Origin of the sequence: Amycolatopsis orientalis (genome assembly GCF_000943515.2) — a bacterium.
Lineage (GTDB): Bacteria > Actinomycetota > Actinomycetes > Mycobacteriales > Pseudonocardiaceae > Amycolatopsis > Amycolatopsis orientalis.
In genome coordinates this window covers 1,036,853-1,062,366 of sequence record NZ_CP016174.1, presented here as the reverse complement: position 1 = coordinate 1,062,366, position 25,514 = coordinate 1,036,853, and the positions used below count along the sequence as shown (strand labels likewise).

17 protein-coding genes and 1 pseudogene are annotated in these 25,514 nt (G+C 69.2%); 9 read left to right on the top strand and 9 right to left on the bottom strand.

Going from position 1 to position 25,514, the window contains the following annotated elements; all coding sequences use genetic code 11:
* The first annotated feature begins 11 nt into the window (after positions 1–11).
* Positions 12–1,478 carry an MFS transporter gene (locus SD37_RS05180; protein WP_044852066.1) on the top strand — a complete coding sequence of 489 codons (1,467 nt, stop codon included), beginning with the start codon at positions 12–14 and terminating at the stop codon, positions 1,476–1,478.
* Positions 1,479–1,675: 197 nt separating this feature from the next.
* A pseudogene (locus SD37_RS05175) lies at positions 1,676–2,892 on the top strand (IS30 family transposase).
* Positions 2,893–2,918: 26 nt separating this feature from the next.
* Here the strand turns inward: SD37_RS05175 and SD37_RS05170 are convergent.
* Together SD37_RS05170 and SD37_RS05165 are read right to left on the bottom strand one after the other, a co-directional pair.
* A complete protein-coding gene (locus SD37_RS05170) occupies positions 2,919–4,490 on the bottom strand; it encodes a tryptophan halogenase family protein (RefSeq protein WP_167369609.1) in 1,572 nt (523 codons plus the stop codon).
* Positions 4,491–4,695: 205 nt separating this feature from the next.
* Positions 4,696–5,124, bottom strand: coding sequence for an enediyne antibiotic chromoprotein (locus SD37_RS05165; protein ID WP_044851736.1), 429 nt, complete (start codon positions 5,122–5,124; stop codon positions 4,696–4,698).
* Positions 5,125–5,421: 297 nt separating this feature from the next.
* Between SD37_RS05165 and SD37_RS05160 the strand changes: the two genes are divergently transcribed.
* The 4 genes from SD37_RS05160 (at position 5,422) to SD37_RS05145 (ending at position 9,264) form a co-directional block, all read left to right on the top strand.
* Positions 5,422–6,261, top strand: coding sequence for an alpha/beta fold hydrolase (locus SD37_RS05160; RefSeq protein WP_044851735.1), 840 nt, complete (start codon positions 5,422–5,424; stop codon positions 6,259–6,261).
* Positions 6,262–6,299: 38 nt separating this feature from the next.
* A complete protein-coding gene (locus tag SD37_RS05155; protein WP_044851734.1) occupies positions 6,300–7,538 on the top strand; it encodes a cytochrome P450 family protein in 1,239 nt (412 codons plus the stop codon).
* Positions 7,535–8,317, top strand: a complete 783-nt coding sequence (locus tag SD37_RS05150; RefSeq protein ID WP_044851733.1) for an SDR family NAD(P)-dependent oxidoreductase — start codon at positions 7,535–7,537, stop codon at positions 8,315–8,317. The genes SD37_RS05155 and SD37_RS05150 overlap by 4 nt, the downstream gene beginning before the upstream one ends.
* A 116-nt stretch (positions 8,318–8,433) precedes the next feature.
* On the top strand, positions 8,434–9,264 hold the full coding sequence (locus tag SD37_RS05145; protein ID WP_044851732.1) for an alpha/beta hydrolase: 831 nt from the start codon (positions 8,434–8,436) through the stop codon (positions 9,262–9,264).
* Between the two features lie 58 nt (positions 9,265–9,322).
* Here the strand turns inward: SD37_RS05145 and SD37_RS05140 are convergent, their stop codons facing one another.
* From SD37_RS05140 to SD37_RS05130, 3 genes are read right to left on the bottom strand one after another with little or no spacing between them, the layout of a single operon-like run.
* Positions 9,323–10,594: an aminotransferase family protein gene (locus SD37_RS05140; protein WP_044851731.1), complete on the bottom strand. Its 1,272-nt coding sequence runs from the start codon at positions 10,592–10,594 to the stop codon at positions 9,323–9,325.
* 18 nt (positions 10,595–10,612) lie between these two features.
* Complete coding sequence (locus SD37_RS05135; protein WP_044851730.1) at positions 10,613–11,818, bottom strand: cytochrome P450; 1,206 nt, start codon at positions 11,816–11,818, stop codon at positions 10,613–10,615.
* An 18-nt stretch (positions 11,819–11,836) separates the two neighbouring features.
* Positions 11,837–12,799: a PDR/VanB family oxidoreductase gene (locus tag SD37_RS05130; RefSeq protein WP_044851748.1), complete on the bottom strand. Its 963-nt coding sequence runs from the start codon at positions 12,797–12,799 to the stop codon at positions 11,837–11,839.
* Between the two features lie 169 nt (positions 12,800–12,968).
* On the opposite strand from SD37_RS05130, the gene SD37_RS05125 reads away from it, so the two are divergent.
* The gene (locus SD37_RS05125) at positions 12,969–13,532 is read left to right on the top strand and encodes a carboxymuconolactone decarboxylase family protein (RefSeq protein ID WP_044851729.1); all 564 of its coding nucleotides are present in this window, start codon (positions 12,969–12,971) and stop codon (positions 13,530–13,532) included.
* Positions 13,533–13,682: 150 nt separating this feature from the next.
* Complete coding sequence (locus SD37_RS05120) at positions 13,683–14,255, top strand: dihydrofolate reductase family protein (protein ID WP_044851728.1); 573 nt, start codon at positions 13,683–13,685, stop codon at positions 14,253–14,255.
* Positions 14,256–14,347: 92 nt separating this feature from the next.
* Here SD37_RS05120 and SD37_RS05115 read toward each other — a convergent pair whose 3' ends face one another.
* The 4 genes from SD37_RS05115 to SD37_RS05100 form a co-directional block, all read right to left on the bottom strand.
* Positions 14,348–15,589, bottom strand: a complete 1,242-nt coding sequence (locus SD37_RS05115; RefSeq protein ID WP_044851727.1) for an MFS transporter — start codon at positions 15,587–15,589, stop codon at positions 14,348–14,350.
* Positions 15,582–16,853 (bottom strand): galactosyltransferase-related protein, encoded by a 1,272-nt coding sequence (locus tag SD37_RS05110; RefSeq protein ID WP_044851726.1) that lies wholly within the window; start codon positions 16,851–16,853, stop codon positions 15,582–15,584. Before SD37_RS05110 ends, SD37_RS05115 begins: the two co-directional genes overlap by 8 nt.
* 57 nt (positions 16,854–16,910) lie before the next feature.
* Positions 16,911–18,212, bottom strand: coding sequence for a cation:proton antiporter (locus SD37_RS05105; protein ID WP_063774574.1), 1,302 nt, complete (start codon positions 18,210–18,212; stop codon positions 16,911–16,913).
* A 73-nt stretch (positions 18,213–18,285) separates the two neighbouring features.
* The gene (locus tag SD37_RS05100; RefSeq protein WP_083254880.1) at positions 18,286–23,580 is read right to left on the bottom strand and encodes a type I polyketide synthase; all 5,295 of its coding nucleotides are present in this window, start codon (positions 23,578–23,580) and stop codon (positions 18,286–18,288) included.
* Between the two features lie 217 nt (positions 23,581–23,797).
* On the opposite strand from SD37_RS05100, the gene SD37_RS05095 reads away from it, so the two are divergent.
* The gene (locus SD37_RS05095; protein ID WP_044851725.1) at positions 23,798–25,471 is read left to right on the top strand and encodes a (2,3-dihydroxybenzoyl)adenylate synthase; all 1,674 of its coding nucleotides are present in this window, start codon (positions 23,798–23,800) and stop codon (positions 25,469–25,471) included.
* The last annotated feature ends 43 nt before the right edge of the window (positions 25,472–25,514 follow it).

The following is a 25,514-nucleotide window of genomic DNA, read 5'->3' as shown; positions in this document are numbered from 1 at the left end:
AAGGAGTTCCGGTGACTCATCTCCAGGCGGCGGGCGACGCCGTCAGATTCCGCTGGGCCGCGCTGGTCCTGTTGTGCGCGGCCAACTTCGCGGTCCTGCTGGATTCGCAGAGCGTCATCCTGGCGTTGCCCTCGCTGGCACCCGACCTCGGGATGGCGCCCGCCGACGCGCAATGGGTGCTGAGCGCGAAGCTCATCACCTTCGGCGGCCTGCTGATCCTCGGCGGCCGGGCGGCCGACCACTTCGGCAGGCGCCGGGTCTTCATCCTCGGCACGGGGTTGTTCCTCGTCGGCTCGGTGCTCTGCGGTCTGGCGTGGAGCCCGGCCGTGATCATCACCGCGCGGGCGCTCAGCGGGATCGCGGCGGCGCTGATGGTGCCGACCGCGCTGTCGATCCTGATGAACACCTTCCCCGAGGGCAAAAGCCGCAACACCGCCCTCGCGGGCTGGTCCGGGATCGGCGGGATCGGCGCGACGGCCGGCCTGCTGGTCGGCGGGCTGCTGACCCAGACCCTGGGCTGGCAGTGGGTGTTCTACGTCAACGTGCCGATCGCGGTGCTGGTCATGCTGCTCGCCCCGGTGCTGCTGCGGGAGAGCCGCGATTCCGGCAAGCGCCGCAGCCAGGACGTCGCGGGTGCCGTGATCAGCACGCTGGCGCTGGTCGCGATCATCCTCGCCGTCGTACAGGCACCGGTCTGGGGCTGGACGAGCGCGGCGACGCTCATCCTGTTCGCCGTCGCCGCCGGGCTGCTCGCGTTGTTCGTGGCCGTGGAGAAGCGTTCGGCGTCGCCACTGGTACCGCTCGCGCTGATCAAACGCCCGGCGCTCGCGGGCGGCAACCTCGTCACGGTCGCGATGGGCATGGCGGCGTTCGGCCTGTCGGTCACCATCTCGATGTACGGGCAGGTCGTCCTCGGCTACAGCCCGCTGGAATTCGGGGTACTGCAATCGGTCATGCCGACGCTGGCCTTCGTGGGCGCGTACGTCGGCCAGTCCGTGGTCACCCGGCTGGGCTTCCGGCCGGTCGTCGCTGCCTGTCTCGTCCTGCTCGGCGCCGGCTGCCTGCTGCTGGCCCGGGTGCCGGTCGACGGCAGCTACGTCCCCGACATCCTGTGGGGGCTGGTCGTTTTCGGCCCCGGTCTCGGCGCCGGGATGGCGGCCGCTTCGGTGGCCGCGCTGTCCAAGGTGCCGCAGGCGGACAGCGGTGCGGCGTCGGGGATCAACGTCGCTTCGTTCCAGATCGGTGGCGCGCTCGGCGTCGCCGTGGTCACCTCGGTGTCCACGTCGTTCACCGCCGCGCCGGGCGGGCCCGCCGAATTCACCGTCGGCCTGCGGGCCGCGTTCATCGCGTGCGTCGCTTTCGCCGTCATCGGCCTCGGGGTCACCGCGACTTTGTTGCGGGGCACCAAGAAGCGGCACCTGCGCAGTATCGACGGCCAGGACCGGCCCGACCGGGACGATCTCCCGCTCGCCGGCTGACCGACGTCACGTGGCCGAAGGGGCCTTTCCTCTCGTCACATGCGGCGAAGGGCGCTTTCCTCGCATGCGATGCGGGGAAAGCGCCCTTCAGCACCTCGGCCCGACCGACCCCGGTCCGAAGTCCGTGAAGGCCTCCTTGAGGGACTCTGGGTCCCTCAAGGAGGCTCGGAGTCATGGGGTTGTTGCAACACCGTCTGATGGAGGGCGGGGTTGTGGTGGTGCGGGTTCATCGGTGGTTGCCGCGGTCGGTGCGGGTGGCGTTTTGGGAGCAGGTCCGGGCCGGGGTGGCGGCGAAGCCGGCGGCCCGGGCGGTGGGCTTGTCCCCGACGACGGGGGTGCGGTTGTTCCGGCAGGCTGGCGGGGTGATCGGTAACGCACCCACCCGGCCTGGTCCGGTCCGGTTAAGCCTGGCCGAGCGGGAAGAGATCGCCTGCCTGACCGCGGCAGGGCAGGGGCCTCGCGCGATCGGGCGGGTGATCGGCCGCCCGGCCTCGACGGTGTCACGCGAGGTGGCCCGTAACACCGGCACCTCCGGTGCCTATCGGGCGGTCAGTGCCCAGCACGCGGCTGAGGAACGCGCGAAACGCCCGAAGGTCGCGAAACTGGCCGCGGACGCCTCGTTGCGCCAGGTGGTGCAGGCCGGACTGGACCGGAAATGGTCCCCGCGTCAGATCTCCCGGAGACTGGTGCTGGAGTTCCCCGACCGGCCGGAGATGCGGGTGTCACACGAAACGATCTACCAATCCTTGTATGTCCAGGGAAAGGGTGCGCTGCGCCGCGAACTGACCGCCGCGTTGCGGACCGGGCGGGCACTGCGGATGCCACGCCGTCAGGCCCAGGCCCGCCGGGAACGCACCCCCGGCGGGCTCAAGGACATGGTCAACATCTCCGCCCGGCCCGCCGAGGCCGCCGACCGCGCGGTCCCCGGGCACTGGAAGGCGACCTGATCCTGGGCAAGGACAACAAGTCCGCGATCGGAACCCTGGTCGAACGCTCGACCCGGTTCGTGATGCTGCTGCACCTGCCCCACGGACGCGACGCCGCCACCGTCGCTCACGCCATGACCGAGATCATCCACACCCTGCCACCACTGCTGGCCAAGTCCCTGACCTGGGACCAAGGCAAAGAAATGGCCCACCACCAGCAGATCACCCTGGCCACCGGCCTGGACATCTACTTCTGCGACCCTCACGCACCCTGGCAACGCGGCACCAACGAGAACACCAACGGCCTGCTCCGCCAATACTTCCCCAAAAGCACCGACCTCACCCAGCACACCCCAGCCGACCTCGCCCGCGTCGCCACCGAACTCAACGGACGACCCCGAGAGACCCTCGGCTGGCACACACCCGCCGAAGCCCTCGAAGCACTACTCTCAGACCAACAAACAATGCGTGTTGCAACCACCATGTGAATCCGCCAGGCCTTCACGGACCGCGATCAGAGGCCTCGGTGCAGGGCCTCGATGTATTCACGGTGGTCGGGCAGGCTCGCGGAGTAGATCTCGCGTTCCTTGTCGATCTGCTCGAACATCTCCCACGCCGCGGCGTCGTTCATCAGCTCCACCGACGGCGGCGCCTTCCGGAAGTCGAAGTCCATTCCGGACAGGATCGCCCACAGGCTGCGTGTCTCGAACAGCCGCAGCTGACTGCCGTCGGGGATGATGACGCTGTCGGCGTACTCGGTCAGCTTCTCTTCGAGGCTCGCCGGGATCGGTGCCTCGCGGACGGCACGCCAGAACTCCGTGTCGTCCCGGTCGGTGAGCGTGTAGTGCATGACGATGAAGTCGCGCATGTCTTCGAAGGCGCCGACCATCAGCTCGTTGTAGCGGGCCTTGCGGCGTTCGTCGAATTCGACGTCCGGGAAGTGCAGCACGAGCAACGCCAGCTGGTACTCGATGAGCGCGATCGTGGTGGATTCCAGCGGCTCGACGAAACAGCTCGACAGGCCGACTGCGACACAGTTGTTCACCCACGAGCGCCGGTTGTGCCCGACCCGCATCTTGATGTGGTTGCCCGGCACGTCGTGGTCCCGGCCGCCCAGGTGCTGCCGCAACTGCTCCTCGGCCTTCTCCGGCGTGGTGAACGCGCTGGAGTAAACGAAACCAGTTCCGTCCCGGTCGGCCAGCGGGATCTCCCAGATCCAGCCGTCGGGTTTCGCGGTGGCGGAAGTGTACGGCCGCAGGCCGCCGTCCAGGTGCGCCGCGGGCAATGCGACGGCGGAGTCGCACAGGAGGACGTCGTTGGCGCTGACGAACGGTTCCTTCAGCGTCTCGTTGATCAGCAGTCCCCGGAATCCGGTGCAGTCGAGGAAAAGATCCGCTTCGATCTCGCCGGCGGTGTCGGTGACGATCTTCTCGATCGTGCCGCGCGGGTCAACGGTCACCGACTTCACGTCCGCCGAAACGTGCTTCACCCCGCGGCCGGTCGCGAGTTCCCGGAGGTACTTGGCGATCAGCGCGGCGTCGAAGTGGTAGGCGTAGCGGTAACCCGGGTCCGGCGCGTCTGTGCCGGGCAGCGGTTTCGGGGCCTTGTTGAGCTCGCACAGGCGCTGCAGGGCCATTCCCGCGTCACCGAAGGTCTCCCGGACCCGCGTGTCCCCGGCCAGCCGCTGCTTCAGCCAGAAGTGCGCGAGCGACACACCGCGGCCGAACCGCTTGTGGAACGGCTTCTCGTAATTCGGCACCGCGGGTTCGGGAACGGTGAAGAACGGGTGGTAGTACGTGTGCCCGTCGCGGCCCTCGTGCGGTTTGCGCCAATCGTTGAACCGGACGGCGGACTTGAAGACCGCGTTGGTCTTCGGCATCCAGTCTTCTTCTTTCATGCCAAGGAAGGAGAAGGTGGTCCGCAAGGTCGGGACGGTGGCCTCGCCCACCCCGATCCTCGGGATCCGCGGCGATTCGACCAGGGTGATGTCGATCTTTCCGCCGAAGGCGCGATTGAGATAGGCGGCGGACAACCAACCCGCCGTCCCACCCCCGACTATCACTATCTTTTCGATGGGACGTGCCACGGAAGTACTCCTTTGCGGTCCAGAAACCCCCATTGAGCTGCGCAAACGAGCGTAGGTTCCGATCGCACGATCGGGCAGGGCCCGGCTCACCTCTTCCCGGTGAGTTACACCCTCGCGATCATGAAGTTCACCCCAACCGGACACCAGGGCACGGATCGCCACTGGACGATCCGTGCCCGATGCCTATTCCATAGTGCGATGGCCGTTAATTGAACGAGATGGCGACCCCGGCCGGACCATTACCCGCGGCGTCGGCGAGACCGACGACACAGGTGACCGCGGCACAATCGACGGTGCCGTACGAAGTGCCGTCGAAAAGAATTCCTTCGAAGCTCTTCTTGACGGTCAGCGGAGTGGACAGGGTGCCGTCGGCGCCGGCGGTGGCGTCGACCCGGCCCGTCGCGTTGCAGGCGAGCACGCCGGACTGCACCTCGGCACATTCGCCGACGGTGTAGACCGCACCCGCCGTCAGCCCCGCCGCACCCACCTGGACCACGGCATTGTCGGCCAACCCGGAAGACGGAGTCACCGTCGCGGAAGGCGCTTCGGCCGAAGCGGGCGCCTGGAAGGCGACCAGCATGCCGAGAGCGGCGGCGGTACCGGCGACGGCCTTTGCGAAAACGCTTTTGCGCATGCCTGTTTTCTCCTTTGTCGGGGTTATTGGAGTGAATAGCGTGGGAGATATTTTCGAAGTGTTCCCCAGCGCTTCCGGTAATAAAGTTACGGATCTTCGAGGTTGCTTGTCAACGAATTCTATTAGCAACTTGGGAGAAGCGGGGCGATCTTGAATGCCGATACCCTTTGCGCACTATGTCGGATTCGCCCTCCGCCGGGCGGCCCGGCCCCGCGGTATGCGGGCAAGCAGGGAGATGGCATGGCGGTGGCCGGGACCTAGCGTGGGAAGCGGGTTTCGACAGGCGGGAGATTCGGGATGGCGAACCAGGAAACCGCGGCCAGCCTCGACAACATCGGGTTCGGGGCGCGCGGTCTCGTACTCGAACATGTGACGTCGGCGGACGGGACGCGGATCGCCTTCGAGAAGTCGGGGCAAGGCGCGCCGGTGATCATCCTCGGCGGCGGGCTCAACGAGAAGGCCATGTTCGCCGATCTCGCCGAGCTGCTCTCGGAGGATTTCACCGTCTACAACTACGACCGGCGCGGCCGCGGGAACAGCGAGGACAACGGCGGACTCGCCGGGTATTCGGTCGACCGGGAGGTCGAAGACCTCGCCGCGGTACTCGAAGCGGCAGGTCCCGACGCGGCGATCTTCGCCAACTGCACCGGCGGCCTGATCGCCATGCGGGCGGCGGCGCAGGGCGTCCCGATGGGGAAGATGGCGCTCTACGAACCGACCTACGGCGGCCACCAGCTACCCGAGTCCTATATGGACGATCTGGAGCGGCTGGTCGCGGCCGATCACCGCACCGACGCCGTCGCGCTCTTCCTGAAGGAGAACGTCCGGTTCAGCTCGGAAACCATCGAAGGGTTCAAGTCCCTTCCCATCTGGCCCTCGTTCGAGGCCATGGCCCCGACGACGCTCTACGACTCCATCCTCGACGCGAACCACGAGTACGTGCCGTTCGACCAACTGCCCGGGATCAGGGTGCCGACCCTGGTCATCGGCGGCCGGGAAAGCCCTTCCTGGCTGATCGACAACTGCCACGCCCTCGCCGACGGGCTCCCCAACGGCCAGTACGTGTGCATGAACGAGGGGCATCTGTTCAACCAGAAGGCGGGCGCCCCGCTGCTCACGGTGTTCTTCCGGTCCTAGCCAGCACAACCTTTTTCGATCGTTGAGGAGAAGATCCGATGGAAAGCCGCTGCCCTTACACCTTGGACATCGCGGGTACGGACATTCACGCGGAGAGTGAGGCTCTCCGCGCCCAAGGGCCGGTCACCCAGGTCGAACTGCCCGGCGGGGTGATCGGGTGGTCGGTGACCGGGTATCAGGCGGCCCGGCAGGTCCTGTCCGACACCAGGTTCGCGAAGGACCCGCAGAAGTGGACCAAGTACACCGACGGTGAGATCCCGTCGAACTGGCCGCTGATCGGCTGGCTCCTGATGGACAACATGACCACCAACGACGGCGAAGACCACATGCGCCTGCGCAAGCTGGTTTCCCGCGGTTTCACGCCGAAGCAGGTCGAGCTGACCCGTCCGCTGATCGAGAAGATCGTCGACGACCTGCTGGACGGCCTCTCCACCGCGGGCCCGGACGAGGTCATCGACCTCAAGGGCCGGTTCGCCACCCCGCTGCCCGCACGGGTCATCTGCGACATGTTCGGCGTGCCGGAGGCGGCCCGCGCGTCCGCCCTGCGCGGCGCCGGCGTCAACGTCACCACGACCACCACCGGTGACGAGGCCGAGGCGAACGTCGAGCTGTGGCACCAGGAACTGACCGAACTCGCCGAGTTCAAACGCGAGCACCCCGGCGACGACCTGACCAGCCTCCTGCTCGCCGCGCGCGAGGAGGACGGCAGCAGGCTCACCGACGAGGAGATGGTCGGCACCCTGCACCTGATGCTGGGCGCCGGTTCCGAGACGCTCATGAACGCGCTCAGCGCCGCCGTCGTCGCGCTGCTGAGCCAGCCCGAGCAGAAGGAACTCCTCGACAGCGGCCAGGTTTCCTGGGACGACGTCATCGAGGAGGCGCTGCGGGTCAACGCCCCCGTCGCGCAGCTGCCGCTGCGGTACGCGCTCGAGGACGTCGAGGTCGCCGGGGTCACCATCCGCAAGGGCGACCCGGTGCTGATGGGCTTCACCGCCATCGGCCGCGACCCGGAGAACCACGGCGAGACCGCCGGGCAGTTCGACGCCACGCGCGCCGACAAGACCCACCTGTCCTTCGGGCACGGTGCGCACTTCTGCCTCGGCGCGCCGCTGGCCCGGCTGGAGCTGCGGATCGCGCTGCCCGCGCTGTTCGCCCGTTACCCGGACCTGAAGCTCGCGGTCGCCGCCGACGAGCTGGAGCCGCAGGGGACGTTCATCATGAACGGCCACAAGGAGGTCCCGGTGCGACTGGGCGAGCCCTCGCTGGTCCGGTCATGACCGCGGGGTCGGTCCACGACGCGCCACTGGCCGTGGTCACCGGCGCGTCGTCCGGTATCGGCGCGGAGTTCACGCGGGTGCTGGCCGCGCGCGGTTACCGCGTGCTGGCCGTCGCCCGGCGCGCGGACAGGCTCGCCGAGCTGGCGAAGGGCTCCAACGGCTTCATCGTCCCCGAAGTCCGTGATGTCACCTCCGAGGGCGCGGCCGAGGCGATCCTCGGGCGTGCCGAAGAACTCGGCGGTGCCGACCTCATCGTCTGCAACGCGGGCCGGGGTTCACGCGGCCGGTTCCACGAAACCGATCCCGCCGACGCGCTGGGCATGATCCAGCTCAACGTGACGGCGAACGTGAACCTGGTTTCGCAGGCCGTCCCCAAGATGGTCGCGCGTGGCTCCGGCGGTTTCATCGTCGTCGCGTCGAACCTGGGCTTCTTCGCCACCCCGAACATGGCCGTCTACGGCGCCACCAAGGCCTTCCTGCTGTCCTTCACGGAGTCGCTGTCGGCCGAACTCGCCGGCACCGGCGTGCGGGCCATGGCGCTGTGCCCAGGGGCGACCTCGACGGAGTTCGGCGACGTCGCCGGGCTGGGCGACACGGTCGAGAAGACCCCGGGCTTCACCACCGCGGAAGAGGTCGTCCGCGGCGGCCTGAAGGCCTGGGACGCCGGACGCACGATCACCGTCCCCGGAACGGTCGCGCGCCTGCTCACGGCGTTCCTGGCTTACTCGCCCAGGGCCCTGTCACGCCGGATCATGGGCAAGATCTTCACCGCCGGATGACCACTATCGGGTGAATGTCTGAAACCGCCGGGCGCGAGCGATGAGTTCGCGCCCGGCCCGGAGTCCAACCCTTGACGCCACCCGACGGGCGGGAAGATCAAGGGAGGACGACCGAGATGACCAGCAAGAACGAAATCACCGTGACTGGCGGCCGGCTGTACTACGAGGTCCGCGGCGACGGACCGCTGCTGCTGGCCATGGGCTCACCGATGGGCGCGGACGCCTTCGCCCCGCTGGCCGACGCGCTGGCGGACCGGTTCACCGTGGTGACCCATGACCCCCGGGGGATCTCCCGGAGCGCGCTGGACGATCCGCGGGAGGACTCGACACCGCGGCTGCGCGCCGAAGACGTCGTCGCGATCCTCGACGACCTGGGCGCCGAAACGGCCGACGTGTTCGGCTCCAGCGGCGGTGCGATGACCACGCTCGCGCTGGCCGCCCGCCACCCCGGCCGGATCCGGACGGTCGTCGCGCACGAGCCGCCGACGCTGAACCTGCTGCCCGACGCGGTGGACCGGCACGCCGAGGTCGACGAGATCGTGAAGACGTTCGAGACCGACGGCCTCGAGGCCGCGTGGCGGATGTTCCTGAGCACGTCCGGCTACCAGGAGGACGAGGCGGGCCCGCCGCCGAGCGACTCCCCCGAGCAGGATCTGGAGGACGGGCGCCGCTTCTTCGTCCACGAGCTGCGCGAGACCACCCGTTACATCCCCGACCTCGACGCCTTGCGCGACGGCCCGTTCCGGGTCGTGGTCGGCCTCGGCGCCGACTCCGGCGGCCTGCTCACCCGGCGGACGTGCGCCGCGCTCGCCGACGAACTCGGCGTTCCGGTGGTCGAGTTCCCCGGTGACCACGGCGGTTTCATCTGGGACCCGGAAGGTTTCGCGAAGCTGCTGGGCGACATCCTCATGACCGAGAACGTGCGGATCCCGCTCGCACGGGTGTGACCGGGAGGGCCGGGAGCGCCACCCCTCGGGGCACTCCCGGCCCGGCCTCGGTGACCACTCAGTACTCGACGACGGCGGCCTTCTCCGCGGCGGCGAGCAGTTCCCGCGCGATCCGGCCCGCCTCGTCCGCGGTGAGGATCAGCGGCGGTGCGAGCACCACGTTCTTGGCCGTGCGCCGGACGAGCACCCCGTTGTCCCGCATGAGTTTCCGCACGTGGGCGGCCCGGCGTGACCGGTCCATCTCGACGGCGATCATCAGGCCTCGGCCGCGGATGTCGGTGACGCAGTCCAGCCGCCGCAACGGTTCCAGCGCGGCCAGCAGCTGGTCACCCCTGGCCTGGACGTTGGCCAGGATCTGTTCCTTCTCGATGTAGTCGATCACCGCGAGCCCCGCCGCGCACGCGGTGGCGTGCCCGGAATGGGTGTGCCCGTGCACGAACCCGGCCCGCTTCTTGTTGCTGTCGAAGACTTCGAAGACGTGCTGAGTGGTGGTGACGGCGCCGAGCGAGATGTACCCGGCCGCCAATCCCTTGCTGGTGGCCAGGATGTCCGGCTGGACCCCGGCGTGCTGGTGCCCGAACATCAGGCCGGTGCGGCCGAATCCGGTCGTCACCTCGTCGAGGACCAGCAGGATCCCGTGCTCGTCGCACAGTTCCCGGACGCCGCGCAGGTAGTCCTCCGGCATGACGTAGGCGCCACGTGACTGGACCGGCTCCACGAGGACCGCCGCGGTGCGCTCGCCATGGCCGTCGAGGAAGTCACGCAGCGCGCCGATACCCGCTTCCGGGCCGGGGACGGTGACGAAGCCGCCCGGGGTCAGCTCGCCGGCGATCGGTGACGGCGCCCCGGCGGTGGCGGCACCGGCCATCGTGGCGCCGTGATAACCGTTGTGCAGTGAGACGATGAGCCCGCGCTCGGGGGAATCGAGCACCGCCTGGTAGAAGCGCGCGATCCGGATCGCGGCCTCCATCGCCTCGGAACCGCTGTTGCAGAAGAAGGTCCGGGTCAGCGCCGGGCCGGCCAGCTCCCCGATCCGTTGCGCCAGGCGGATCGCCGGGATGTTGGCGCCCTCGCCCATGTCGTAGGTCATCAGCTTCGCCACCTGCGCGGCGATCGCGTCGACCACCGGACGGCAGGCGTAACCCAGCGTCGCGTTGAACCCGGACGATTTCGCGTCCAGGTAGGTGCGGCCGTCCGCGTCGGTGACCTCGCAGCCCTCGCCGGACACCGCGACCAGCGTGTCCGGGCTGACCCGGCTCGGTGACCACGGATGCCACAGGTATTCGGCGTCGACGGCGAGCAGTTCCGCCTGCCCCTCGGTTTCGCTCATTCCGCTCAGCCTCTCTGCTTAGTGCGCCAGCCGGGCGCGCACCGGGATGGAATGCCAGGCCCGCAGCGTGTTGTTGAGCCGCCGCTCCCCTGGCGCCGCCAGTTCGAGCGTCTCCACGCGTTCCGCGAGCGCGGTGAGGAGACATTCGGCCTCGAGCCGCGCCAGGTTCTGCCCGACACATTGGTGGAGCCCGAATCCGAAGCCCACGTGCCCGGACGGGTCACGGGAAAGGTCGAACTTCTCCGGGTCGCTCCAGCGCCGGGGATCCCGGTTGGCCGCGCCCAGGAACATCAGCACCTTCGCGCCGTCGGGCACCACGTGCTCGCCCACTCCGACGTCGCCCACCGCGGTGCGGAAGAACGTCTGCACCGGCGACGCCCAGCGCACGGCTTCGTCGAACGCGATCCGCGCCAGCGACGGTTCGGCGCGCAGCCGCGCCCACTGCTCGGGATGGGTGACGAGCGCGTGCATGACGGCGGCGAGGGCGTGGACCGTGGTGTTGAACCCGGCCGCGAACAGCGAGCGCACCACCCCCGGCGCCTGTTCGTGGGTGATCTCGCCGCGATCGGCGGCCGCCCAGATCTGCCCGCCGAGGCCGTCTTCGGTGAGCGCGTCACGCCGGCAGTGCTCCATGACCCACGTGGTCAGGAACTTCGCCTGGGGCGCTCCCGCGGCGACGAGTTCGTTGCGGGGCCCGAACGCGTTGAGCAGGAAGTCGCTGAAGGGCAACAGGTTCTCGCGGCCTTCTTCGGGCAGGCCCAGCGCGTCGCCGACCGCGCGCGGCGGGAACTTCTCCGCGATCGCCGTCACGGCGTCGAATTCGACCGTACTGCCCGGGGTGCCGTCGAGCACCTTGCCGACCATCTTGTGCGCCTTGGCCATCCATTCGGCGCGGAGCCTGCGCTGCGCGCGCGGGCCGAGCAGATTCGCGAGCACCCGGCGCGGCGCGTCGTGATGCGGCGGGTCCGCCTCGACGACGATACTCAACTGCCGCCACGGTTTCTCGGTCCGGAAGTTGGAGAGGCCCACCCCGGCGCCGGACTGGAACCCTTGCCAGTTGCGCAAAGCCGCGTACACCTCGTCATAACGCGCGACGGCGTAGATGTCGTGCGCGCTCAGGTACACGAGCGGCCCGGAATCGAGCAGCGCCTGCTCCAGCGGATACGGATCCGTCAGCACCTCGGTGCCGAACGGGTCGATGTCGATGACGGGCAACGACGTCATGGTCACGGCCTCCGGGGCTTACAGGTCCAGTACGAGCCGGTCGGTGCACGAACGTGAAACGCAGGGGAACATGCAGTCCCCCGCCGCCCGGTCCTCGGCGGTGAGCAGGGCGTCACGGTGGTCGACGACGCCGTCGAGGACCGTGGTCTCGCAGGTACCGCAGACACCCTCCATACAGGACGAAAGCAGATCGACGCCGACCGTGCGCATCGCGTCGATGACGGTCATGTCCGGGGTGACGGTGACCGTCGCCCCGCGCCGGGCCAGCACGATGTCGAACGGCTCGTCGCGCACCGGCGCGCCCTGGTCCGGCGCCGAGAAGCGTTCGGTCCACAACGTCGGCGCGGGCCAAGGGGCGCAAGCGTTTTCGACGGCGTCGAGCAGTCCGGCCGGGCCGCAGCAGTAGACGCGGAGACCGTCACGGACTTCGCCGAGCCAGGCGTGGAGATCCGGTCGGCCCTGTTCGTCCTCGGGGACGATGTGGACTCTGCCGCCGTAGGGTGTCAGCTCGTCGAGGAAGGCCATGGAGCCGCGTGTCCGGCCGCCGTAGACCAGATTCCAGTCCGCGCCGGTGAGTTCCGCCTGGTGGATCATCGGGATCAGCGGGGTGATCCCGATGCCGCCCGCGATGAAGAGATAATCCTTCGAAGGCACCAAAGGAAAGTTGTTACGCGGGCGGCTGACCCCGACGGTGTCCCCGGCCTTCAGGCGATCGTGGACGTAGGCGGAACCGCCCCGGCCGTCGGGCTCACGGAGCACTCCGACGCGGTATTCGTAGGCGTCCCAACGGTCCCCGCACAGAGAGTACTGACGGGTCAGCCCACCGGGCAGGACCAGGTCGATATGCGAACCGGGCGTCCAGTCGGGCAGGCGCGCGCCGTCCGCGGCCTTGAGGACCAGTGAGACGACGCCCTCGGCGACGACGTTCTTGGCCGCGACGCGCAACGTCGTCTGCACCTGCGCCGCTACGGCGTCCTGCATCGTGACCCGCCCTCCGCTGAAGTTCGTGTTCTCCACGGTTCCACGGCGGGCGAAGGTGTACGTCTCCCTGAATGCTCGGTCCGTTGCCGGGGCTGAGCAATCGGGAATATTGTTCCCGGAGGTGCGCGGGGCGGACCATCGGGTGTCTACGTCGATCCCTGGAGGACGCATGTCGCATATCACGGTGGATCCCACCAAGCCCGGAATCATCGGCCTGTTCGCTTTCCGCCCTGAGACCGCGAAACCGCTCGGCGAACTGGTCGAGACCCTGCTGCGCGGCCCGAGCTCGCTGACCACCGGCGAGCGCGAGCTGATCGGTGCCGTCGTGTCCCAGGAGAACGACTGCCGCTTCTGCGCCGAGGCACACGGCGCGTTCTCCGCCGCGCAGATCGAAGGCGGCGCCGAAACCGTCGCCGCCGCCAAGGAGGACATCGCCTCCGCACCGATCTCGGACAAGCTCCGCGCGCTGCTGAAGATCGCGCTCGCCACCCGCGAGAGCGGTCACTCGGTCACCGGCGCCCTGGTCGAGAACGCCAAGGCCGCGGGCGCCTCCGAGGCCGACATCCACGACACCGTGCTGATCGCCTCGCTGTTCTCGCTGTTCAACCGCTACGTCGACGGGCTCGCCACCGACGCCCCCGACCAGCCCGAGTGGTACGCCGGTGCCGCGCAGGCGCTGGTGGCCGGCGGCTACGGCGCGATCTCGGGTGCCGCGCAGGCCCAGGCCGCCTGATCCTTCCCACCGAGCGGGGACACGACGACGTCGTCGTGTCCCCGCTTGTTTTTTCGGTGGGTTTTTCGTGGCGATGTCGAAGGGCGTCGAGTGCGTTCGTAGCCAGGGTGAGAGGCAGGTAACGAGCCGGCCGCACCCGAGGAGGACGTCATGACCGCCACCTACACCTTCGACATCTTCTGCAGCCTCGACGGCTTCGGCGGCCACACCGGTGACTGGGGCGGCTACTGGGGCAAGCAGGGCTCTGAGCTGCTCGAACGCCGCCGCGGCCTCTACAGCGAGCCGCAGCGGATGGTCTTCGGGGCCACCTCGTACCGGGAGAACGCCGAGATGCTGGCCGCGATCCCCGCGGCGGCCCTCGACCCCTGGGTCACGCGGATGCGGGAGCTTCCGGCGACGGTCGTGTCGAGCACCCTGCGGGAGCCGCTCGACTGGCCGGACGCGACCATCGTGAGCGGCGACGCGGTCGACGTCGTGACCCGGCTCAAGAAGGAGTCGGATGTCCCGTTGCGGTCCCACGGCAGTCTGTCGTTGAACCGGGCGCTGCTGGACGCGGGCTTGGTCGACTTCGTCCAGGTGACGATCTTCCCCGTGCTCACCGGCCGGACCGGGGTGATGCCGATCTTCCAGGGGGTGGCCGACTTCGACCTCGACCTGGTCGAGAGCCGGACGCTCGACGGCCACACCCAGGAGCTGATCTACCGCCCCACGCTTCACGCCTGAGACCCTGCCCCGCACCGGACTCGTGAGTGGTAATGACGGTTCTAACCCTCATTACCACTCACGAGCCCACTGTGCTGCGCAAGCGATGACGGCTAAGCCGCCCGAGGCACCACCGGCTCCGGCCCGGGGTCCGCGGTGGGCGCCGAGGCACGCACCGAAGCGGGGGCCGTGGCCGCGGCGAAGACGACGATCACGGCGAGGGGGACCAGCAGCAACGTCAGCGCCGTGCTGATCCCGAATGTCTGCGCGAGCCAGCCGAAGATCGCCGGACCGGCGAGCACCCCGGCGTTGTGGAGCGTGCTGTACCGCGCGATGGCCAGGCTGGTGTTGGACTTCGTGCCGTGCCCGACCGCGCTGGAGATGATCGGGATCGCCACGGCGAGCCCGACCCCGGCCATCGCGAGCCCGGCGAGGCCGAACCACACGCTCGGCACGACGACGGCCACCAGGACGCCCGCGCCGGTCATCGCCATACTCCAGCGGACCAATGCCACGGCGCCGAAGCGCCGGTGCAGCCGGTCCCCGACGAGCCTGGTCCCGGTCTGCGCCACGATGAAGGCGAAGTAGCCCAGCGACGCGATGTTCGCCGCCGCCCCGCGTTGCTCGCTCAGGAACACGCCGCCCCAGCTGGACACCGCGCCTTCGCACAGCGCGACCGCAGCGCCGAGACCGCCGAGGACGATCACCGCGCGAGTCCAGCCGGACAGGAAACCGACCTTCGGCGCCTTCTCTTCCGCGGGCGAAGAAGCACGCGCCTCGGTCAGCAGCCGGCGTCCGCTGAACAACGCGATGACGACGAGCACCACCGAAACGACCCAGAAATGCGCGCTCAGCGACCATTCCGCGCGCACCGCCAGCACCGTGCCGCCCGAACCGAGCAGCGCGCCGATGCCCCAGACCGCGTGCAGGCTGTTGAGCACCGGCCGCCGCGCCCGCCGTTCCACCTCGACGCCCTGCGCGTTCATGGAGACGTCGAGGAGGCCGGCGATGACACCCCACGTCAGCATCCCGAGCCCGGCGGTGAGCGCGCCCGGCATCGCCGCCATGAGCGGCAGGAACCACGGCAGGACAAGGGAAGTGACGCGGATGACGGCGCGGCTGTCGAGATGGTTCGACAGATGTCCCGCCAGCTGCATCGCCAGCAGCACGCCGACGGTCTGGGCGAGCAGCACCATACCCAGTTCCGCGAAGTTCAGCCCGAGTTCGATCCGTAACTGCGGCACCCGCGCGAACCACGAACCGAGCATGATCCCGACCATCAGGAAGATGCCCGAAATCGCGATCCGCTGCCGCCGCACGTCCTTCACCGGATGGATTTCCAGCCCGCTACTCATCGCCGCTCGCCACGCCGGACGTGTCCCCGAACCCGGCCTCGCCGGTCCAGCTGCCCACCTCCACGTGCGCGTTGAACGGTTTCCCCTCGGCGTTGCGCATCGGCGGCCGCCGGTGCGCGAGGTGCAGGAAGACATCGTCGTACTGCGTGACATCGCCCGCCGCGGAAATGCGGTAGAGCATGTCCTCGTCCTCGCCGCCCCAGCCCTTGTAGCGTTCGTCGAAGCCACCGATGCGGTGGAAGATCTCCGGCCGCGTCCACAGGCACGCGCCGGGGACGTCGCGCAGCAGCAGTCCGCGCGCCCCGGCCAGCGGCGCCTCCGGGGTGTTCTCGCCGCAGCGCCGTTCGATCAGCCAGTCGCTCGACGGCGCGTCCAGCGACAGCATCTCGGTATGCGGCAGATGCGCGTCGGCACGCTGGTCGGCGAAACGCGCGTGGTTGCGCTCCAGGAATTCCCGGTCCACCAGGATGTCCGCGTCGAGCAGACACAGAGTCCTTGCCGCACCGAGGGTTTCCCGTACGCCCACGTTCAGCGTCCAGGACTTGTTGAACAGGCCCTCGCCCTTGATGTGCACGTAGTGGTCGGCCAGCGGCTCGACGACGTGCTTCCAGCGCGGCTTCTCGTCGAACTCGACGACGGTGACGCGGTACCGGTCGGCCGGGAAGGTCTGGTCGCGCAACGCGAGCAAGCAGGCGGTGAGGTTCCGGATCCGGCCCGCACCGTCCCGATCGGACAGAGGGACGACGACGAGGATCTCGTCGCCGGTGCCGGACGGCCGCGCGCGCACGCCGCCCGCGAGTTCGACCAGCCTGTCGAGTCCGGCGGGTTCGGCTTCCGGTTCGTAGAGCCTGCCGCGGAAGTAGTTGATGTAGACGTTGTCGTCCGCGGCGTCGGCCTCACTGGCCAGTTTCCCGGCCAGCTCGGGATTTTCGTCGAGCAGCGCGACGACGCGCTCTTCGAGACGCCGTTCGGCGAAGGTGTCCGTCGGCTGCGCGACGAGCCGCCGGTACGCCAGGTCGTGGCCGATCGCGGCTTCGAGCGGGTCGACCACGGCACGGTAGAAGCGTTCGCTGTGCATCCAATAGTCGGCGGCGACGTCCGGGACGGCGGGATCGTTGGCCAGGACGACGTACCGGACGATCCGCCCCGCGAGATCCGCGCTCCCCGGCTCGGCCTTCCAATAAGCCGATGCCGAAGCGAAGGTCTTGCCGCCCGTGCGGGTCGGCCGGATCTGCATCGGATTGGTCGCCCGTAACACGCACATCGGGCTGCAGTCACAGGGATGCGGTTGCACTGCTCCTCCGTCCCTCGGTTTCCTTGATTACTCGGATACCGAGCGTGACAGTCGGTCGCGGGGCGGTACGTCTTCTTGATTGCCGACAATCTCGAAGACTTCCGGCTTCTCGGCGGTCTTTTCCCGGCGCAGGAGAAAACGCATCAACGGACCCGTGACAGCCGTCGTCACGACGGCGACCAGGACGAGAATGGTGAACCCCAATTGGTTCACGAGACCGTACTTCAGCCCGATGGTGGCGACGACGAGTTCGGTGACACCCCGGCAGTTCATCAGTGCGCCGAGCTGGATCGCCTGTCTCCCCGGCAATCCGGCCAATCGTGCCGCTCCGCCGGCGCCGAGGAATTTGGTCAGCTGCGCGACCACCAGTACCCCGAGGAACAGCAGCCAATGCGAAAGATCCGAACCCAGCAGCCCGATCGACGTGCTCAGGCCGACCAGCGCGAAGAACAACGGCAACAGGACGACCAGGGTGAAGCCTCGCAGCTGGTCGCTGATCCGTTCCACCACCGGGCAGTCGCGGGGGACGGCGGTCCCGAACAGGAACGCGCCGAGCAGCGCGTGCAGGCCGAGCAGCTGGGTCAGCACGGCGAAACCGAGCGCGCCGACGAGCAGCACCACGGTCATCACCTTGTCGGATTCGATCCGGGTGACCAGCCCGCTCAGCACCCGGCGGACGACCACCTGCGTTCCGACGACCAGCACCACGGCCAAGATCGCCGTCGTGACAGGATTTCCGCCGCCATGGGCTCCGGTGCCCACCAGGATCAGGGTGAGGGTGAGCCAGGCGACGCCGTCGCCGATCGCCGCGCTGGTCAGGGAAAGCGCACCGAGTCCGGTCCGGTCGATCTTGAGGTCGACGAGGATCCTCGCCAGCACGGGCATGGCGGTGATGGCCAGCGCGAGCGCGAAGAACAGGACGAAGCCCGCCTTCGGGGCGCCGTCCCCGGCCAGCACGGACGCGGCCGCGAACGCGACGCCGATCCCGGCGACGAACGGCAGCCCCATGCCGCCGAGGACCACCGCGCCGACCAGCGACTTCCGCTCGATCCGATCGGTCCGTAGTTCGCAGCCGAGCAGGAACATGAACACGACGAGGCCGAGTTGCGCCGCTTTGTCCAAACTGGACAGTACCTCCGGCGAGAACAGCCACGCGCCGCCCGCCGGCCAGATCAGGCCCAGCACCGAGGGACCCAGCAGGAGCCCGCCGACGATCTCGCCGAGCACCGGCGGCTGGCCGACCCTGCGCAGCACCTCACCGCAGAAATGGCTGACCAGCAGGATCGCGCCGACGGCGAGCAGGAACCGCGTGATCGGTTCGACGGCCATGGGCCCACCTCTCCAAAGATGCGCCGAAGGGCGCGGGCGGCCGGGAAGGCCACCCACGCCCTTCGGCTGGGGATCAGGCCGCGTCGGCCTGGTTTTCGCCGGCCTCGGCCAGTTCGGCAAGGCTGGTGTAGATGTGGTCGGACACCGCGGCCACGGTGGGCTTGGCCCACAGGATGGTCGGCGGGAGGTCCAGCCCGTAGCGTCGCTGCAACCGCACCCGCAGCGCCACCGTCATCACCGAGTCGACCCCGAGTTCGACCAGCGGCCGCTTCAGCTCGATGTCGCCCGCCTCCAGGTTCAGCTCCGCCGCCACCTGCTCGCGGACGTCGCCGGTGACCTTCTCGCGGGCGTCCTCTTCGGACAGATTCGCGAAGTCGACGGTGAACCCGTTGCCCGCGTTGGCCTCGGCACTCTCGTCGACCACCGTGAGCTCACGGAACATCGGCAGCTTCCGCTGATGCGGCGGCGTCGGCAGCACCCGCAGCACCGCTTGGTAGTCGGACGAGAACCGGTCACCGAACGCCCACGCCCGGAACGCCTCCGACGCGGAAACGGCTTCCAGACCACGGGAGTTCGCTTCGAGCATGGTCGTCGCGATGTCCTGCGACAGACCGACACCGCGCCACGCCGTCCAGCCGAGGCTGATGGTGTCGTTCGTGCCACCCGAGTTGCGATGCGTGGCCAGCGCGTCGAGGAACGAGTTGGCCGCCGCGTAGCTCGCCTGCCCGGAAAGGCGGGCGAACTGGCCGCACGAGGAGAACAGGACGAAGAAGTCGAGCGACCCGGCCGGGAACAGCCGGTGCAGCACCAGCGCACCCCCGACCTTCGGCGCGAACACGTCACGCAGCCCGTCCTGGTCGACCTTGTCCACCAGCGCGTCGTTGACCACACCGGCGGCGTGGATGACGCCGGTCACCGGCGGGAGACCCAGCGCGCCCGGCGCCAGCGCCGCCGCGACCGCGTCCTCGTCGGTGATGTCGAGCGCCAGCACGCCGACCGTGACACCCAGCGCTTCGAGCCCGAGGACGCTGTCGATCTGGTGCCGCACGTCCGGGTCGGTCACCGAAGGCCATTCCGCGCGCGGCGGCAGGCCACGGCGGCCCGCCAGCAGCAGACGGCGGGCGCCGCGGGCGACCAGCCAGCGGGCGACCTCGAGCCCCAGCCCGCCGAGACCACCGGTGATCAGCACCGTGCCCGAAGGCGAGCAGTGCAGCGGTGAACCGTCGGCGCTGCGGGTGATCTGGCTCAACCGGGCCACTTCCGCGCCATCCCCGGTCAGCGAGATGACGTCCTCGTCACCGGCCGGGCCGCGGAAGACCTCGATCAGCCGCGCACCGAGGTCCGACGCCGTGCAGTGCTCGACGTCGATCGTGCCGCCCCACAGTTCCGGGTGCTCGCCGGCGATGATGCGGCCGACACCCCACAACGGGCCGTGCGCGACGGAACGTTCGTCGGTGCCCTGACGGACGCCGCTGGTCACCGCCCAGATCCGCTGGCTCGCGACCTTGCCCTTCGACGTCGCCTGCAGTTCCGCGATCCGCTGCGCGGTGCGGATGAGCGACCACGTCGCGCGTTCGGTCGCGTCCTCCAGCCGCTCGCCTTCCACCGCCCGCGAAGGCGCGACGACGACCGCGCCCGGGTTCGCGAACAGTTCGGCGGTGAGGTCGAGCGGTTCCCCGTCGACGGCGACCTCGACCGCGCTGGCGGTGACGCCCGCCGCGGTGAACTGCTCGACCAGGGTGCCGGTCGTGGCGGGCGGGCCCACCACGACGATCTGGTCGAGGTCCGAGGCCAGCGTGGCTTCGGGCAGTTCGTGCCAGGTGATCTCGTGCACCAGGTCGCGCGGCAGGACCGCGGTGCCCAGATGCTCGACGGCGGCGAACTTCAGGCCGGTGACCTCGCTGATGATGTCGCCGTTCTCGTTGGCGACCAGCACGTCGACGGTGTCTTCCGGCGACTTCGGCGAACGCACGGCGTGCACGATGATCCGCGCGGGCGGCTCACCCTTCCACGCCACCTTCTCGATGCCGCGCGACATCCACAGCACGGTGGCGTGGCCGGGCGAGACCACCATCGCGCTGATCGTGAGCGCGGCGTCGATCACGTGCGCCCAGCTCGTCGCCAGCTTCGCGGGCGGCGCGACGCAGTCCATCAGCGCGAGCTGCTCGACGTCGTCGTAGTACAGCTCGCTCATGGTCCACGGGAACGCGTAGCCCTCGACACCCATCCGGCCGAACATCTCGTCGGCCTTCGTGAGCGACCCGCTGGGCAGGCGGTCGCGGATCGTCGCGAACTCGATCCGGCCCTCCGGCACCTTCGCGCTCGTGTCGATCGAGGCGGTGGTGTGCGTGATCCACTCGTCGCTGTCGGCGCTGGTCTCGTCCGCGACCCGGGTGGCGAGCGTGAGGGACCGGCCCTCTTTGACGATCTGGACGATCCGGGCGGGCTGTACGGCGAGCGGGGTGCGCAGCACGATGTCGGTCAGCGCCGGCGCGATCTCTTCCTCCGCCGCGAGGGCGAAGGTGTTGATGATCGACGCCGCCGGGGTGACCTCGACCCCGACCAGGCCGTGGCTCTGCGGATACGGACGGCTGTCCATGTCGAGCCGGGTCTGCCAGACCTGGCGCGACGGCGCGCCGCTCACCGTCATCCGGCCGCCGAGCAGGCTGTGGCTCTCCGGGTCGTGCCCGCTGCCGAGGCCGGTGTCGGCGCCGGTCTCCGGGAAGATCCAGTACGGCCGGTGCTGCCACGCGGCCGCCGGGATGCCCAGCAGCTCACCCTCGGGGAAGTCGCGCGTCCAGTCGATCTCGACGCCCTGGACGTGCAGCTTGGCGAGGTTGTGCAGCAGGGTGCCGACCTCGTCGGTGTTGCGCCGCAAGGTGGCGCAGCCCGCGAGGTCGTCGATGCCGAGGCTCTCGGCGGTCTCGATGATGGAGTGCGAGACGACCGGATGCGACGAGATCTCGACGAACACGCGGTGCCCGTCGGAGAACGCCGCCTGGACCGCTTCGGCGAAGCGGACCGGGTTGCGCAGGTTGCCGGCCCAGTAGTCGCCGTCGCGGGCGACGTCGGAGCGCGGGTCGGTCAGCGCGGTGCTGTAGAGGCTGACCGACGGCGTGCGCGGGTTGAGCTGCCGCGCCGCCGTCGCGACCTCTTCGAGCACCGCGTCCACGTGGGTGCTGTGGAAGGCGATGTCGGTGTCGACGACCCGCATGTCGATGCCCTCTTCACGCCACCGCGTGACGAGTTCCGCGATCGCGCCCTTGTCCCCGGAGACGACGGTGGACGTCGGGCTCGCGGAGATCGCCGCGACGAGGTCGGGGCGGTCACCCAGTTTGGCCTGGACCTCGGCGAAGGACAGGCTCGCCAGCACCATGCCGCCGTCACCCTCCAGCCGCTGCAACGCGGCCGCGCGGCGGCAGGCGAAGCGGGCGGCTTCGAGCAGGTCGAGCGTCCCGGCGGCCACCGCGGCGGCGATCTCGCCGACGGAGTGCCCGATGATCGCGCCCGGTTTGACACCCCGGCTGCGCCACACCTCGGCGAGACCGACCTGCATGGCGAAGGTCAGCGCCTGGACGTGCGCCGCGGTCCACGGGCCGCCGTCGAGGATGGCCTCGCGCGGCGTCCAGCCCAGCTCCTCCTGGAAGACCCCGGCCAGCGAGTCGATCGTGGCAGCGAATCCGGCGTGCTCGGCCAGCAGCTGACGTCCCATGCCGGACCACTGCGAACCGTGCCCGGAGAAGACCCACACCGCGCCGTCACTCTGCTGCCCCGCGCGGGCCAGCAGGATGCCCGAAGCGGGTTCGTCGACGGCGAGCGCGCGGAGCCGCTCGGCCAGCTGTTCGGTGGAGGCGGCGATGACCGTGCCCCGCTGCGGAAGGTGCGACCGCCGCTGCGAAAGCGTGTACCCGATCGACGAAAGCGAGGCCTCGGGGTTCGCGTCGATCCAGTCCGCGACCGAACCGGCCAGCGCGCGAAGACCCGCTTCCGACATGGCGGAGATCGGGAAGACCTTGCGGGTGCCGTCGCTGCTTTCCTTGGCGGGCTTGACTTCCGCCTCGGTCCGCGGGCCCTCCTCCAGTACGACGTGGGCGATGGTGCCGCCGACGCCGTAGCTGGAGACACCGGCGCGGCGGACGTGCTCACCGGCGGGCCACGGCGTGGTCTCGCCGACCAGCTTGAGACCCGAGGCCGGGTCGGAGATCGCCTCGTTGGGCTCGGTGTGCAGGCTCGGCGGGATCTGCTCGTGGCGCAGCGCGAGCACGGTCTTGATCACGCCGGTGATCCCGGAACCACCCTCGACGTGCCCGATGTTCGGCTTCACCGAACCGACCAGGCAGGGGTTCTCCCCGGCACGCACGGCGCCGATCACGGCCGCCAGTGCCTCGACCTCTTCACCGTCCCCGGTCGGGGTGCCGGTGCCGTGCGCCTCGACGTAGTCCACAGTGGACGGATCGACCCCCGCACGCTCGTAGACCTCGCGGAGCATATGGGCCTGCGCCTCGGCGTTCGGTGCCATCATGCCCTCGGACCGGCCGTCCTGGAAGACGCCGCTGCCGCGGATGACGGCCTGGATCGGGTCGCCGTCGCGGATCGCGTCCGAAAGCAGCTTCAGCACGATGACCCCGGCGCCCTCGCCGCGGCCGTAGCCGTCGGCGTTCTTGTCGAAGGCCTTGCTGCGGCCGTCCGGCGACATCGCGCCGGCGCCCTCCAGCGCGACGTTCAGCGCCGGGGTGGCCATGATGTTGACGCCACCGACGAGCGCGATCGACGTCTCGCCGACACGCAGACTCTGCGCCGCGATGTGCAGGGCCGTCAGGGAACCCGCGCACGCGGTGTCGACGGCCATACTCGGGCCGCGGACGTCGAGGAAGTAGGAAACGCGGTTCGCGATGCCGTAGAACGTCGTGCCGTTGACCGCGTACGCGCCGGTGAGGGGGATGTCCTCCAGCAGACGGCGGCCGTAGTCGTTCGAGTTCGCGGCGACGAACACACCGGCGTCGGAGTTGCGCAGCGACAGCGGCGGGACACCCGCGTCCGCCAGCGCCTCCCAGGCCAGTTCGAGGATGAATCGCTGCTGCGGGTCGAGGAAGTCCGCCTCACGCGGGGAAATGCCGAAGAAGTCGGCGTCGAACCCCTCGATGTCGTCGAGGAAGGAACCGCGGATCGTGGTCCCCCTCAGGATGGCCGTGGCCTGGGGGCTGCTCGCGGCGTAAGCCTTCCACCGCTTTTCGGGCATGTCGCTGACGGTGCTCTTGCCATCGGCGAGGAACTCCCAGAACTTCTCCGGGGAGTCGAGGTCTGGAGCGAACCTGCAACTCATACCGATGATCGCAATGGCTTCGTCGGGTGCTTTGTACTCGCTCAAGTCCTCGCTCCTCGAAATAGGTCGCCCGACCGGAGACAACACAAAATTCCGGCGCCTCTTTGTACGGACAGCGTCTGCCTTGACGGTGGTCTCCGGCATCTCCTCGACTGCTTGCGCGGGATCCTCGAGCGATCCCCGAGTGCGAGCGCAAGGTTCGAGACGCCGGTACGCCCGCCCCGTGAGAGTGTCCGATCGGGACCCATATCGAGGAGGAGCCATGCCGGGATCAGCGGGACGGTCGACCGGGACGGGAGTCGTGCCGTGGCCGAGAAGCGTCGCGGACCGCTATTTCGCCGAGGGCTATTGGGAAGGCCGGTCGCTGGGGACGCAGCTGGCCGAAACCGCGCGCAAGTACCCGGACGAGGTCTGCCTCGTCGACGGGGAGGTGCGACTGACGTTCGGTGAGCTGCTGGCGAAGGCCGACGGAGCGGCGATCCGGATGAGCGCGGCCGGGATCGGCGCCGATGACCGGGTCGTCATCCAGTTGCCGAACTGCTGGGAGTTCGTCGTCACCACGGTCGCCTGTCTCCGGCTCGGCGCCGTTCCGGTGTGGACGATGCCGCAGTTCCGCGAGCACGAGATCGGCGGCATCCTCGCCAACGCCGAAGCGGGCGCGATCGTCGTCCCGGATGTCCACAAAGGATTCGACCATCAGGCGCTGGCCCGTGAAGTCCTGCCGGACGGGCTCGTGTTCGTGGTCGGCGAGGACGTCCACCCTGGCAACATCGACCTCCGGGCGTTGTTCGTCGCGGACGAACCCGCCGAAGTCTCGCAAGCCCTCGACGCGGCCGCCCCGAACGGGGACGCCGTCGCGACCTTCCTGCTCTCCGGCGGGACGACCGGGCTGCCGAAGCTGATCCCGCGCAGTGGCAACGACTTGAGCTACATGATCAAGACCGCCTCGGAGATCTGCCGGTTCGGCCCGGACACCTCGTACCTGGTGGTGCTGCCGCTCGGACACGGATTCGCCAATACCGGTCCGGGTATCCTGGGCGCGCTGCTGTCCGGCGGCCGGGTCGTCATCGCGCCGTCCCCGGCGCCGCACCAGGCGCTGCCGTTGATCGAAAGCGAGCGGATCACCGCGACTTCCGCGGTGCCGGCGATCTTGCATCGCTGGATCGAATACCTGGACTCCGCCCCCGGATTCGATCTGTCCACTTTGGAAATGATCCAGATCGGCGCGGCCAAGCTCGATCCCTCGCTGGCGGCGCAGGTGCGGCCGAAGCTCGGCTGCACGCTGCAGCAGGTCTTCGGGATGGGTGAAGGACTCCTGTGCCTGACCCGGCTCGACGATCCGGACGAGCTGATCCTGCACACCCAGGGCAAACCGATCTCGCCCGGGGACGAACTCCGGCTCGTGGACGAAGAAGGCGTCCCGGTGGCGCCTGGTGAGCCCGGGTTGCTGCTGGTCCGCGGCCCGTACACGACTCGCGGTTACTACCGCTCCCCCGAGCTGAACGCGCGCTCGTTCGTCGACGGCGGCTGGTACAACACCGGCGACATCGTCCGGCTGACGCCCGAGGGCTATCTGGTGGTCTCCGGGCGCGAGAAGGACGTCATCAACCGCGGCGGGGAGAAGATCAACGCCGAGGAGATCGAGACCTTCGCGCTGGAGGTATCCGGTGTCGAGCACGCGGCCGCGGTCGCGATGCCGGACGCGGAACTCGGCGAGGTCGTCTGCCTCTATGTGGTCGCCACCCGGCCGGTGGCCCTGCAGGACGTGCACACCCTGATGCTCGCCGCGGGCGCCGCGCGGTTCAAGCTGCCGGAGCGGCTGGTCGTCGTCGACGCCTTGCCCGCCACGGGAATCGGGAAGGTCGACAAGAAGGCGCTGCGGGCCGACATCGCGTCACGCCTGACTGAGGAGCTGAAGGGAACCATCGCCGCATAGGACGCGACGAAGGGGACTTTACCCGCATGCGATGCGGGTAAAG

Coding starts and splice junctions, on each gene's coding strand:
- SD37_RS05160 (WP_044851735.1), top strand. CDS start 5,422: ATGGCGAACCAGGAAACCGCGGCCAGCCTCGACAACATCGGGTTCGGG.
- SD37_RS05135 (WP_044851730.1), bottom strand. CDS start 11,818: ATGACGTCGTTGCCCGTCATCGACATCGACCCGTTCGGCACCGAGGTG.
- SD37_RS05095 (WP_044851725.1), top strand. CDS start 23,798: ATGCCGGGATCAGCGGGACGGTCGACCGGGACGGGAGTCGTGCCGTGG.
- SD37_RS05105 (WP_063774574.1), bottom strand. CDS start 18,212: ATGGCCGTCGAACCGATCACGCGGTTCCTGCTCGCCGTCGGCGCGATC.
- SD37_RS05150 (WP_044851733.1), top strand. CDS start 7,535: ATGACCGCGGGGTCGGTCCACGACGCGCCACTGGCCGTGGTCACCGGC.
- SD37_RS05115 (WP_044851727.1), bottom strand. CDS start 15,589: ATGAGTAGCGGGCTGGAAATCCATCCGGTGAAGGACGTGCGGCGGCAG.
- SD37_RS05120 (WP_044851728.1), top strand. CDS start 13,683: ATGACCGCCACCTACACCTTCGACATCTTCTGCAGCCTCGACGGCTTC.
- SD37_RS05110 (WP_044851726.1), bottom strand. CDS start 16,853: ATGTGCGTGTTACGGGCGACCAATCCGATGCAGATCCGGCCGACCCGC.
- SD37_RS05165 (WP_044851736.1), bottom strand. CDS start 5,124: ATGCGCAAAAGCGTTTTCGCAAAGGCCGTCGCCGGTACCGCCGCCGCT.
- SD37_RS05155 (WP_044851734.1), top strand. CDS start 6,300: ATGGAAAGCCGCTGCCCTTACACCTTGGACATCGCGGGTACGGACATT.
- SD37_RS05145 (WP_044851732.1), top strand. CDS start 8,434: ATGACCAGCAAGAACGAAATCACCGTGACTGGCGGCCGGCTGTACTAC.
- SD37_RS05130 (WP_044851748.1), bottom strand. CDS start 12,799: ATGCAGGACGCCGTAGCGGCGCAGGTGCAGACGACGTTGCGCGTCGCG.
- SD37_RS05140 (WP_044851731.1), bottom strand. CDS start 10,594: ATGAGCGAAACCGAGGGGCAGGCGGAACTGCTCGCCGTCGACGCCGAA.
- SD37_RS05125 (WP_044851729.1), top strand. CDS start 12,969: ATGTCGCATATCACGGTGGATCCCACCAAGCCCGGAATCATCGGCCTG.